General features: G+C 53.2%; 15 protein-coding genes and 1 pseudogene. 13 read left to right on the top strand and 3 right to left on the bottom strand.

From position 1 onward, the window contains the following. A pseudogene (locus BZL41_RS16910) lies at positions 1 to 426 on the top strand (hypothetical protein); the annotation flags it as partial. Between the two features lie 10 nt (positions 427 to 436). On the opposite strand, the gene BZL41_RS28090 reads toward BZL41_RS16910, so the two are convergent. Further along, the gene (locus tag BZL41_RS28090) at positions 437 to 1,546 is read right to left on the bottom strand and encodes a hypothetical protein (RefSeq protein WP_143518111.1); all 1,110 of its coding nucleotides are present in this window, start codon (positions 1,544 to 1,546) and stop codon (positions 437 to 439) included. Positions 1,547 to 1,594: 48 nt separating this feature from the next. Further along, entirely contained in the window at positions 1,595 to 2,416 is an 822-nt protein-coding gene (locus BZL41_RS16905) for a hypothetical protein (RefSeq protein WP_095600389.1), read from the bottom strand. Between the two features lie 892 nt (positions 2,417 to 3,308). Between BZL41_RS16905 and BZL41_RS16900 the strand changes: the two genes are divergently transcribed. From BZL41_RS16900 to BZL41_RS16875, 8 genes are all read left to right on the top strand, one after another. Next, on the top strand, positions 3,309 to 3,875 hold the full coding sequence (locus BZL41_RS16900; RefSeq protein WP_095600388.1) for a GIY-YIG nuclease family protein: 567 nt from the start codon (positions 3,309 to 3,311) through the stop codon (positions 3,873 to 3,875). 15 nt (positions 3,876 to 3,890) lie between these two features. Continuing rightward, positions 3,891 to 4,763, top strand: a complete 873-nt coding sequence (locus tag BZL41_RS28085) for a hypothetical protein (protein ID WP_143518110.1) — start codon at positions 3,891 to 3,893, stop codon at positions 4,761 to 4,763. A 159-nt stretch (positions 4,764 to 4,922) separates the two neighbouring features. Then, entirely contained in the window at positions 4,923 to 5,252 is a 330-nt protein-coding gene (locus BZL41_RS29115) for a hypothetical protein (RefSeq protein WP_095600387.1), read from the top strand. Positions 5,253 to 5,352: 100 nt separating this feature from the next. Next, a complete protein-coding gene (locus BZL41_RS16890) occupies positions 5,353 to 6,321 on the top strand; it encodes a DUF932 domain-containing protein (RefSeq protein ID WP_095600386.1) in 969 nt (322 codons plus the stop codon). Between the two features lie 75 nt (positions 6,322 to 6,396). Continuing rightward, positions 6,397 to 7,398 carry a YqaJ viral recombinase family protein gene (locus BZL41_RS16885; RefSeq protein WP_095600385.1) on the top strand — a complete coding sequence of 334 codons (1,002 nt, stop codon included), beginning with the start codon at positions 6,397 to 6,399 and terminating at the stop codon, positions 7,396 to 7,398. A gap of 81 nt (positions 7,399 to 7,479) precedes the next feature. Then, positions 7,480 to 8,397: a hydrolase or metal-binding protein gene (locus BZL41_RS16880; protein ID WP_095600384.1), complete on the top strand. Its 918-nt coding sequence runs from the start codon at positions 7,480 to 7,482 to the stop codon at positions 8,395 to 8,397. Next, positions 8,394 to 8,570 carry a hypothetical protein gene (locus BZL41_RS28585; protein WP_168191025.1) on the top strand — a complete coding sequence of 59 codons (177 nt, stop codon included), beginning with the start codon at positions 8,394 to 8,396 and terminating at the stop codon, positions 8,568 to 8,570. Before BZL41_RS16880 ends, BZL41_RS28585 begins: the two co-directional genes overlap by 4 nt. Positions 8,571 to 8,655: 85 nt before the next feature. Beyond that, positions 8,656 to 8,985 (top strand): hypothetical protein, encoded by a 330-nt coding sequence (locus tag BZL41_RS16875; protein WP_095600383.1) that lies wholly within the window; start codon positions 8,656 to 8,658, stop codon positions 8,983 to 8,985. Between the two features lie 30 nt (positions 8,986 to 9,015). Here the strand turns inward: BZL41_RS16875 and BZL41_RS16870 are convergent, their stop codons facing one another. After that, on the bottom strand, positions 9,016 to 9,363 hold the full coding sequence (locus tag BZL41_RS16870) for a helix-turn-helix domain-containing protein (protein WP_095600382.1): 348 nt from the start codon (positions 9,361 to 9,363) through the stop codon (positions 9,016 to 9,018). 206 nt (positions 9,364 to 9,569) lie between these two features. Here BZL41_RS16870 and BZL41_RS16865 point away from each other — a divergent pair, with 206 nt between their 5' ends. From BZL41_RS16865 to BZL41_RS16850, 4 genes are all read left to right on the top strand, one after another. Next, positions 9,570 to 10,139, top strand: a complete 570-nt coding sequence (locus BZL41_RS16865) for a DUF4339 domain-containing protein (protein ID WP_095600381.1) — start codon at positions 9,570 to 9,572, stop codon at positions 10,137 to 10,139. A 160-nt stretch (positions 10,140 to 10,299) separates the two neighbouring features. Then, positions 10,300 to 10,758 carry a hypothetical protein gene (locus tag BZL41_RS16860; RefSeq protein WP_256578179.1) on the top strand — a complete coding sequence of 153 codons (459 nt, stop codon included), beginning with the start codon at positions 10,300 to 10,302 and terminating at the stop codon, positions 10,756 to 10,758. A 5-nt stretch (positions 10,759 to 10,763) separates the two neighbouring features. Beyond that, entirely contained in the window at positions 10,764 to 11,189 is a 426-nt protein-coding gene (locus BZL41_RS16855; RefSeq protein ID WP_095600380.1) for a hypothetical protein, read from the top strand. Positions 11,190 to 11,288: 99 nt separating this feature from the next. Then, entirely contained in the window at positions 11,289 to 11,633 is a 345-nt protein-coding gene (locus tag BZL41_RS16850; protein WP_095600379.1) for a hypothetical protein, read from the top strand. Positions 11,634 to 12,021: the final 388 nt, after the last annotated feature.

The raw sequence follows: 12,021 nt of genomic DNA, 5'->3' as shown, positions 1-12,021 counted from the left end.
GCTCACGCGCCTGCCGACGCAGAAGGCCAGCGCCCTGGCCGAGCTGCTGCCGCACAACTGGGTGCCCGCCGGCAAGGTGTGATGCCCGTTCGCTTACAACTGACGGGCCTAGAGCCCAAGAATTACGACAAGCACACGTTGATGCCAATGTGGTCGGAATTACGCAAATTGCTCAAAGAGCTTGCCCCAGAGCAATCAGAAGCCCAAGCCATTGCTGCTCACGGCTTTATTCGCCAGTTGGATGATGTCGATCCAGACTCAATGGCGTTTCGCTACGCGACGACCAAAAAAGGGAAAAAGCACCTATCCGACGTCACCCACATCAATATCCGACATCTTCGCGATGTGCTTAACAGTGTCTTCCTTTGGCTCAATGGCGCGTATAGCTGGCTCGGGGAGATGGAATCCAATCAGCAGCTCTACTGACAAGGAAAATTCACTTTGTTCGTACATCGTAAGATTTTTTATTTGCAAATATACCGCCGACGACTGTCGGCTCAATGAAGATTACCTTCCTTTTGGAAGCGCCGACTCCATACGGCTGCATTCTAAAATGACCTTTTCTCCAGTGCGCCCGCTTTAGAGGTTGATTTTCAGCACTTTCATGCTCTGCGCCACGCTCATAAACCACATTATCTACAGGTTTGATTATAATTCTGTCATAGGTTTTCCTCAGCTTGCTTTCGTATTTTCTTATTTTCGCCGGGCTTTTTAAAGATTCGATCCTTTTTAGAAGATCTTTTCTTTCATTGAAGGCAGTATCTCTATACTGTCTGCAATTAATAAAGAGCAGAACCTTTGCCATGTGATTTAGAGCCATTGACAAATAGTTCATGTCACCGGAAAAATCTACATCATTACCATACAGACTTTCAACGCGCCTCAATTCATCATTGATAGTTAGCATGTTGTCATCTTGTATATAAAACCCCTGAATCCTCAGCGCATCATCTGCATTATGGCTCTTCCCCAATGGAGAGCCAGTAAACATTAAATCCAGTATCCGTAGAGGCTTCAAGGGGTCAACCGTTGGGTTGCCCTTGTAAAACTCCATGATCTCTGTTTCGGGTTGCACTTCCGTTTCAGAAATGTAGACACCCTCTAAAATATGCTCATGCGTCTCTTCATTGTACAACATAATTGAAGAACTTCTATCTTCAGTAAACTCAATATAGCAATGCTTAAAAGGAGGCCTAAGATAAGCAATTGGTATATCATCGCCAATATCCACTTGCTCTAGCAACCTATCAATCAGGGTTGACGTTGTGATGATATTGCCTTCTTGGGTTCTGAATCTATATGGCGCTATCGTCGACGACATGGTTATAAGCGCATCATGATCCGTTTTGGCTGTGCGCCGATAATAATCAAACAGGCCCGGAGCCCGGTGCTGCAACAGTGCAACCAAATGATCTGAGCTGTAAGACTTCACTTCCTCAGGGTCAAAAACCTGACTGTAAATTCTATCTTGCGCCTGAAGTTCCATTTCTGCAAATTCAGAGCACTTCATTCTGACCGGATGAGGCAACTTGTACGTAATATCCATAATTAAGACCTAATAGTATCGCCAGATAGGTAATGAAGAGCTTTGCTCTCAGCCAGATGTCGAGGTTTGACACCCGTCACAAGTCAAAAAATTATTAACATATGCTCGGTATCCATTGTGAGGGTCTCTGATCATCTCGGGATGGTGATGGCCTACTAAACACTCTGGCGGAATGTCTCGGCGCAAGACATAACAGGGAGGAATACCGTTTAGATACAGCGGCTTCCGGGCAACTAACTGCCCCCATTCGGACAAAATCATTTTCGCCACATCCATGTGCTGCGATTGAGGGACGTACCAAACAGGGATATCTATTTCTAAGACGGTTGGGACACCATAATTCCGCAGCCTGAAACGATAGGCCTCACCTTGGCGTGATGGTTCAAGATTCGCAGCCAATGCCATCAGATATTCGCTCCCTTGGATTAGGTAGTGGCCGCATTGACTTATCAGAAATTTATCGCACCCCAATAGCCATATGGTCCCTTGTTCACGCTTACCACGATCAGAAAATTGTTGGATGACTTCTTCAACATCAGCCTGAGCGACATCGGCAAAAATTCTTCGGAAAACATTGTGCAACCGCTCGCTGCTTTGGCCGAGCAGACCATGCTCGTAATAGCTCTTCAGGGATGACGGGCGGCAACCATGGAAGCCCTTGAAATGCGAGTAATAGTCAGTCAGTGCACTCACAAATTCGGATACAACACATTCCCAGTCGGGAAGCCAGGAAAGATCATCCGACCAGCAGTCTGGCCGTTCGCGGGAGATATGCGCCTTTAATTCAGGAGTCAGAATGTCCCCCGCATAGTGGCGGATTCGTGCCAGCCAGCTGCGACGTTTCCTCCAGTCAAAAACTCGCTCACTCATCACACCCACGCCTATAGATGTACTAAATGAAATTTAACCGATTTTCCTGTTGATCTGCACTCGCCAATCAACGAGGGAATCGTTAAGCGGTCACTAGAAAATCAGGTAAACATACGAGCCGCGCCAAGCGCTAACGTCGCAGCACCTGCCCCCGCGTTCGGCTCACAAGGATTATCAGCTTACTTTTTGGTGCCCGCTTACACGGCCAAAAGACTGCGGATGACTATTACTCAGTACAACAAGATAAAGACGGCTACCGCTACAGTGCCACTCTGAGACGCACCGCAGAAGATCTGTTGGAAGGGGAGTGACAAACAAATCGCGCAGGTGCAAATTACAGCAACGGCACCTGGAGCATTGAGCTGGCCAAGTAACCGCTCGGAGGCTTAGCGTCACACTCCATCGCAGAAAAACAGCCGGGAGTATGCCTCAATGCTTGACGCCAAATGCTGCAACTCGATGATCTCCAGCCTGGAAGCATCCCGCCAGGCCACCACAGGCGTTAAGCGATAATGGCTTAGCTCAATCAGCAGACCGACTGCTGCTTCTGATGACCTCGGTACGTCTGCCCATAAAGCTGCGCAACCTGCGCTATCACCTTCGAGCATTACAACGAGGAACATCCGCACCGCGCACTGAAATACCGCTCACCTTGGAAGTTCAGACGCTTGGCTGAGCACGGGGTGCTGGGGGCCGTTTGATAGGGGCAAAGTCCACTGGACACTTCAAATCACCAGCGACTATCCTTGCAGGCTCCCTTACAAAATCGGTATTTTCGCTTTGATATCGAAGCGATCTCTTGGACAGAGTATTATGGAAATACTAGGAGTTTCACATTACAATCAGCCGTACAACCACCGAAGAAGCTAATCGTTGGGTTTCTCTTACGCCTATGAATGATGCGTCTCTTCCAATAAAGCCAGGTATCATCTACATTCTCCGTAACGCTGCCTATCGCGAAACGGTGGTAAAGATCGGACGAACAAGCCGTACTTCTGAATTAAGAGCCGGAGAACTTGGCAAGGCTACCGGTGTTCCTTTGCCATTCGAGGTCTTGTATGAAGAAGCGGTGAGTGACTGCAAGCGTGCAGAAAGCCTAATTCACGAGCGGCTATCTCAGTTCCGCATGAACAAGTTGCGCGAATTCTTTGATGTACCGCTAAAGGATGCAGTTCGAGCAGTATTCGAAATGTGCCTACTTGTTAACTCCGATTATTTGCGTGAGAGGAGCCGACTTGCCATATGGATTCAACCAGACACGAAGTACATCGGCGAGTTTTTGGAATGGCTTGAAACCACACCGAAAGGAGCGACCTCAGTTCGTGTCATTGCTGAAAGTCCGAGAACCCGTAGCGAATGGATGCTGAGCAATACTCTGCTGGTAGAATGTACGCCTGATGCACTAAAAAGCCTAAGGGAAAAGCCCTGGGTCCGCGATATGGTGTATGTCTCAAGATAACAAGAAGGAAGACAAATGGAGTATTTGGCATTAGCGCAATTTTTCACCTCCGCAAGAGGCGTTGACGTTTTTTGGAGTCCCCTGGCTATTACTGTGATTGGCGGATTGATTGTCACCCTTATCCTGAAGAAAGATGGCAGCCAAAATACCTCTAATAGAGGTGGTTTATCCCTTTCGGATATCAGAACGCTGATCGAGGCTGAGCTTGCGAAACACAGATACGCCAATCAACCTGTTGCGCGGCAGCAAACACCTCGACCAAAAAGAAGAAATGGCGAGGATGAGGGGGTAGTTGGGGGCTGTTTTATAGCACTTATATTTCTCTCGGTATTTTATGCCAGAAACCAAGCTGCGGTGCTCGATTATTCAGTTATGGCTGCCACGTCTCTTTTTGGATTCTGGTTTGCAGGGATCGTATTTTCTATTATTTCCGGCACCCTTTCTGGGCGAGGATGGGCTATTTACGCCACATCGGTACTTGTTCTTACCATTTCGGCTCTACCGATGCTGTACCTCGGAATGACTCCGCTTTTTGCTCCTACGGGGATTGAGAATCTGCAACAAGTAAGTGTCACGTTAGGGCTCGCTGGGTTTATAAAGAGCTACGGCGCCGAGGGGGTTGCATTTCTATTCTCTCAGGTGCTTGGGTTTCTTGTCCTATATGGGGCATGGCTAGTGGTTCTGCTCTCTCTCGTGTTCTTATCTGCGTCTTCGTTTGTCGCCACTGGCGTTAGCGGTAGGAAGCTCTGGATTTGGCTAAGTGCAAAGACAGCCAAGTTCGGAAACCCTATTAAAGCAACAGCCATTGTTCTCTCTCTTTATGCGATATCGTTTGTCATGATTAGCGGTATCGCGTATGAATGGTGGCGATCAGCAAGTAGCCTCTAACAACTTCTATCGCCCTCCCCGCAAACAGCGAGGACAGCTTTCCTCTATCCTGTTTTCAGCGCGGTTGCGTATATCCGACCTTTGAATGGGCTGCAACCTTCGACTCAAAAAAATCTCAGTCCTACATCACTGCAATGACACCACCAAGGAGATTTTCCCATGTCATTGCAGTGTCCCTGTTGTAACTCTCTCAAAATCGCCTCGCTCCACCACGCCATGAAAATTTCCGCCACTGTCGGCGCGGTTGGGGGTGCCGCTCGCGGCGCCAGTGCAGCACTGGCTGGCGGTCAGGCCGGTGCGGCGGTAGGCGTCGTTGCCGGTCCCCTTGGCGTTACCCTCGGCTCGATCTCCGGCGCTCTCCTCGGTGGTCTTACCGGGGGTGTTGGTGGCTGCGCATTCGGTGCCCGACTTGGCGACAAGCTCGACCGTCACGTGCTTGCCAACAATCTCTGCCTCGATTGCGGGCATCGCTTCAACCTGCCGGTCTGATCAGGCCGTCTCCCTTCTTCTCTCCATTCATTACGTCCGGTCAGTGCTGCGCTTCTGCGCAGCGCTTTATGCCGGCTTTTATCCAAAAGGAACTATTCCCATGGCTCATGAAATCGAACAAATGGCATACGTCGGCACCACACCGTGGCATGGCCTCGGCAATCGTCTCACACAGAAACAGCCCATCGAGGTTTGGCAGCGTGAGGCCGGCATGGATTGGCAGATTCAGGAAAGCCCGGTGCACTTCAAGTCGGATGCCGTTGGCCACCTGGGCGCCATCCATTCCTTTCCCGAACAGAAGGTGCTCTATCGCTCGGATACCAAGGCGCCGCTGTCGGTGGTCTCCCAGCGCTATCACACCGTGCAGCCCCGCGAGGTGCTGGAGTTCTATCGTGATCTCACTGAGGTCTCCGGCTATGAGCTGGAGACGGCCGGCGTGCTCAAAGGAGGACGTAAGTTCTGGGCGCTGGCGCGTACCGGGCAAGGTGTCACCCTAAAGGGTAATGATCAGGTGGATGGGTATCTGCTGCTGGCCACGTCCTGCGATGGCACCCTGGCAACCACAGCGACGCCGACCACCGTGCGCGTAGTCTGCAACAACACCCTGACCATCGCACTGAATAGCACCAGCCGGGCGATCAAGGTGCCGCACAACACCCGTTTCGATCCCAAGGCGGTGAAGAAGCAGCTCGGCATTGCCGTCTCGCAATGGGACGACTTCATGTACCGCATGCGTGCGCTGGCTGAACGCAAGGTGCAGTGGCACGAATCCCTGGGATTCTTCATGAACGTGCTGTGCGAAACCACGCCCACTGGCGTCTTGCCAGAGGTGCTGCCCAACGAACGCGCCCTGCGCAAGGTGCAGAGCCTGTACGAAGGACGCGGACGCGGCAGCACGCTGGAGTCGGCCAACGGCACCGCCTGGGGCTTGCTCAATGCCGTGACCGAGTTCGTCGATCATGAACGCCGGGCACGCAGCAACGAGTACCGCATTGACTCGGCCTGGTTCGGCCAGGGGGCACAAATCAAGCAACGCGCACTGGCTGCGGCCCTGCAACTGGTCGCCTGAGCACACCCATTTCCAATCCACGACGCCCGGTCAGCTTCGCGCTGATCGGGCGTTTTTTGTCTGCAAGGTGAACCCATGAAAGCGACGCCATTGAGCAGTGCCGGCAAGAGCCGTGCGGCGCTACGTCTGATCAGTACCAAGGAATTGCCCCGTGAAGACTGGCTGGCCGTGCGCAAGCAGGGTATCGGCAGCTCGGATGCTGCGGCTGCGGTCGGTCTCAACCCGTATAAATCGCAATTGGAACTGTGGCTGGAGAAGACCGGCCGCGATACCAGCCTGCCGAAAGCCGATCCCCAGGATGAAGAAAGCCCGGCATATTGGGGCAACGTGCTGGAGCCCGTCGTGGCTTGGCACTACAGCAAACGCACTGGCCATAAGGTGCGGCGCATCAATGCCGTGCTGCAACATCCCGATCCTGAGTTGCCCTGGATGCTGGCCAACATCGACCGCGAGGTGATCGGTGCCGATGAGGTGCAGATCCTCGAATGCAAAACGGCCGGTATCAATGGCGCACGCCTCTGGCAAGAAGGCGTGCCCGAGTATGTGCAGTTGCAGGTGATGCACCAGCTCGCCGTCACCGGCAAGCAAGCGGCCGATGTGGCGGTGCTGCTCGGTGGCCAATCGCTGAAGGTCCATCGGATCGAGCGGGACGAGCAGATGATCGCTCGTCTGGTGGAACTGGAGCGTCGGTTCTGGGAATACGTGGTAACCGACACGCCGCCGCCAGCCGATGGCAGTGCTTCGGCCGACAGGGCGCTACGCTGCCTTTACCCCGAGGACCATGGGCAGACTGTGGATTTCAGTGGCCACGCTGGATTGGCAGCGGCCTATCTGGAACTCAAGGCAGTACGGCAATCCATCGCGGAGAAGGAAACACGCGAAGCCCAGCTCAAGCAGATGTTGCAGCAGGCCATGGGCGATGCCACCCGTGCGGAGTTTTCCAGCGGCTACCTCTCCTGGAAAAAGGCCAAGGACAGCACTGTGCTTGATGTCGAGCGCATGTTGAAGGAGAAGCCATACCTGCAGGTGCGCTACGCCAAGCTCAAGGAAGGCAGCCGCCGCTTCCTCATCAATTGATCATTTCCAACCGCGCCCCTCCCTTGGTCACCCGGCAGCTCAGGCTGCCCGGTGGCCTTTTTTCATTTGCAGGAGAACATCATGCTCAAAGGCTTGGCTATTACTCCGCCCGTGCTTGGGCGGATTTCCATTGGCAAGGTCGTCGAGAAGAACGGCAGGCGTCTGCCGGAGAAGGATGACCAGTTCACCATCACGTCCCAGGTTCAGGGGCGCGACGGCTGGGTGCTGCATCCCTTCAACGATGAACTGCGCCAGACGAAGGGCGACAAGCTACGCAGTATTCCGGTCCGTCTGTTGTTCAACGAGCCGGAACTCAACTTCCGCGCCGACTACACCCTGTTCGATCGTCAGACTGGACGGCCGGTGTGCGTGGGCAATGGAGATGTCTGCAAACGCATTGGCCAGGACGGAATCCAGTCCCAACCCTGCCCTTCGCCGGATGCCTGCCCGTTAGCCAAGGGAGGCGCCTGTAAGCCCTACGGTCGGCTCAACGTGGTGATCGGCGATGACGATCCGTTCGGCAGCTTCGTGTTCCGTACCACCGGGTTCAACAGCATCCGCACCCTGGCCGCACGCCTGCATTACTTCCAGGCGATCTCCGGCAACCGGCTGGCTTGTCTGCCGCTGGAACTGCGCTTGCGTGGCAAGTCCACGCGGCAAAGTCATGGCACGCCGATTTTCTACGTTGATCTCACTCTGCGCAGCGGCATGAGCGTCGAAGAAGCCCTGCTTGCCGCCAGACAACTGGACGAGGCCCGGCAAGCCGCGGGCTTCGATCAAGCAGCGCTGGACACTGCGGCACAGTGCGGGCTCGGCAATGGAGCCTTCGAGGACAGCGAAGAAGACGGCGGCGCCGTCGTCGAGGAGTTCTTTCCGGGAGCGGATGAGCACGATCAGCCCACTCAGCCGAAAGCCTCTACGCCAGCCCCCGCGACCCTGGCCGAGAAATTGGAGCGTCGGGCGCAACAACACGGCCCCACGACGGGAGACACGCCATGAACCTCTTGCGCTTCCTGGCACTGCTATTCGTGTTTATTGGCGTGCTTGCCAGTTGCACAGTAGCAGTCGCGCTGGTGGTGCTCATGCTGCGGTTCTGGCCTGTGCTGCTGGTGATCCTGGGAGCCCTGGTGCTGTTCGGCTGGCTTATCGAGCCCGCCGACATCCACAACTGACCTCGCCTCGACAGTCCTCGCATCCTTCTACCGTCCCACTTAAACCTTCTACGTCACGCCGGCTCAATCGGCGCATGGAGTCCTCATGACCACACGTTGCCTGATCTGTAACTCTTCCGTTGTTCTGTCCAAGGATGCCGCTATCGCCATCGCTCGCCTGATCGGCACTCTGGATGGTTTTCTACACGGGATTCAGCAATCGGCCACCAAGCCACAAACGGTAGCACCGGACGTTCGTTGCGAACGTCCGCTGGAACATGCCTTCAATTTGATGATCGACGGGATTGCCGGAGCGGCTTCCAGTTGGCCCGATATCGACGATTTTATTCGCGACATCAGAAGGCATCAGTTCATGGAGTTCGACTGCCTCTGCCTTCGTTGTGGAGCGAAGTACGACGAAAAGCCTCTCTCCTGAAACGGATTCCACCTCGGGATGCGAGCCTGCTCATCGGCGGCTCAGCCGCTCGCTCAAGCGCTCCACCATCTCCACAATCAACTGGCGGTCGGCCTGATCCAAGGTGTTCAACAATCGACTGATCCGACAGGCTTGATCATCCGGGCGCGGGCTCGCCTCGCTCAATAACTCAGCCGCACTGCATTGATAGATCGACGCGAAGTCGAATAGCCGAAGAACACTGGGGGCTACGATGCCCCGCTCGATGCGCGAAACCGCTTCGTTACCGATGCCCAGCTTCTCGGCCACTTCTTCCTGCGTCAGATGACTGCGCATACGCTGCTTGGCGATGGCACGCCCCACTTCTTCAGCCAGCGCCTTCTGATCCGTTTCAACCATGATGCCTCCACCAGTCAACCTGGATGGTTGGGCATCCACTCGTTGACATGAAGAACATCACAAGTCGAGAATCGACCTAATGGGTTGAATATCGACCCTTAAACACTTAAATGCCGAAAGCGATCTGAGGAGACTCAGGCAGAGGCAACACATCCGTGCCTTCCAAAGTGCACAGCACAACCCACACGCCCTCAAGGAACTTGAAAATGAAGGAAATCCCCTCGACTGCAACAACACTGTGGTTCTATGAAGAGAAAGGCCAGCGCCTAGGAGGCATCGATGAGCCGGCAATGATCGCCCTGATCAAGTCCGGCAAGCTGGGACATGGCAGTACCGTCTGGAAGCAAGGTTTCGCGGATTGGATGAAGCTGGAGGATACGTCTCTTCGTATCCACCTCGATCAGTTGTCACCTCCGCCACTGGCCGGACAGCATGTGAACAACACCCTGGTCTGGGTATTGGCCTTTGCCCCCATACTGGGCCTGTTCCTGGAGAGCTTCATTGCCATGCTGGTCTATGGCAACGAGCATCGCGCTATGAATGCCGTCGCCGATGGCAAGCTCTTCTACATCACCGTGGCCCTGAACATTCTGCTCTCCTTCCTGGACGAAAAGCGCTTGCAGAAGGCTGGCCATAAAACCGATGCCTTCAAAGGCTGGGTCTGGCTCGTTCCGGTCTATCTCTATCAGCGCGCCAAACACCTGAAACAAAACCTCGCCTACTTCGTTGTATGGGTCGTTTGCTTTGTGCTGGTGCTGTTAGGCGTCTCTCTCTGAGCGCAATAAATCGGGCCATATATGACCGATACGTTCCCAATCCGCTGAAACAGCCGTTCCACTAGGCAGCAATTAATGCTCAAGAATTAGCCCATCACCCAAGACAATTGGCGCTTACCAAAAGATCATGCCTTCACTTGTTCACAAAGGAAAACACCACATGAAGAATCATTTTTTATGGCTCATGACACTTTTCGCAATGACAGTTCCTAAAGTATGGGCCGGCACTTACGAATGGACTTCGGGCTGGGGAATGGGAGTCAGTGAGTATTCAGTCGATGACGGTAACGGCAACGAGCTGAACATTAGCTGCCCTTCCGAGGATGCGGTATTGAACGACCCTTACATCAGTGCCCACGCGACAATCATGGGCAAATCCTACGCATCAACTGAAACGGGCTTCGACGTAATCGTGGATGGAGTCGCCTATGAAAATCCATTCTTCACCGATTGCCGTGCTTGCGGTGCGAACTTTCCGGAGTTCTGGAAAGCACTGCGCAACGCCAACAACCTACATATGCGGGCTGAAGGCAAGACAATCAGACTGCCCACCAAAAGTATAAAGAAAGAATTACGCCCCCTTGATGAAAAGGGAAATACCTGCAAATCGGCTTGGTAAAAATCATGAATACCATTGCATACGTATCCGTCTTATCGACACTATTCATTCTCACAGGCTGCTCCGGTGGAACGCCCGATTGCAGCGCCAAGGAGACTCTCGACCTGCTATCAAAAGTCGTCGAAGAGCCTTTCTTGGAGAAATCTGCGATTAGGGGACCCAGCGGCCAACAGCTTCGCCAATTGGTCGAATATGAATTCAGGAACATCAAAACCAAGCACTATGACGAAAAGCTGGATGCGTATAAGTGCGCCGCCACTCTAGAGGTGCGTTTAGCAGACAGCCAAAGAAAAGCAAACGAATTGAACTTCGAGTATCAAATCCATGCCGTCGATGACCGGGAGTCCGATTTTGAGATTACCTACGACACCGGAATCAAAAATGCCGTTGCACGAGTCGCTGTATTTAAAAGCATGGGGCTACTGAAATAAACCAGACAAAGCCATCTTCTTAGCAACTCAAATGCCTCTAGCACATAAGAGCCAGAGGCAATCACAGCTATCACCAACCCACCTCAGCCGAGCACAGTCATGGATGTCAATGTTTATTCACTGCAAGAAATCTCCAACGAACAGATACTGGAGAAGATCAAAAATAAAGAGAGCTTCGTCATAGAAAAAGTCGACTCGGTGAAATATTCTCCGACCATTGAAGCCTTGGAGAAGATCATCGAATCCCAAGGCTTGAAATGCCGAGTCTACACAATTGGCCGAATAGCCACGGCGGGAGTGACGGCATTCGGTGGAGTCACAGGCGCCATAGGCTTGCTTTCAGGAATAGCGATAGCAGCACATAACATCGCCACCTGGAACCCGGACTATGAAATAGGAAAAAACATCCTGGGCTCCAACATCCATGTTACCTACAAGAAATAGCCCGCCACTCAATCCGCAAGCAGAGTCTTAGTCGAACGATAAAGACAAGGAGGTCTTCACCATGCGCAGAAAAATGGTTGTAGTTTCAGGTACGATGCTCGTCATTGCCTATACAATCGCTTACTTATCGACTCCGCCACCCTTTTAACCAACGATGCATAGAGCCGATCCTCAAGGCGTCTCTTCCAGCCGTGCGCCCGGCAGGTGGCCCACGGTCTCCGTGCCAGCGCAGTAACGCTTCCAAGCCTTCGAGGTTCTGCTTTTGATCTTTGCCTGATGTGCACAGGTAGGACACCAGCGCCCTGCCTGGATTTTACCCAGTGGCGCGTGCCAAGTGTGGCCACGGTGGCACAGCCATTGGAGTTTGCTCAAACTGTTCACATAACGC

The sequence above is a fragment of the Pseudomonas sp. PIC25 genome, assembly GCF_002286785.1.
In the GTDB taxonomy this organism is placed as follows: Bacteria; Pseudomonadota; Gammaproteobacteria; order Pseudomonadales; family Pseudomonadaceae; genus Pseudomonas_M.
Note: the sequence above shows the minus strand (reverse complement) of the source record. Positions and strands in the feature narration are given on the sequence as shown.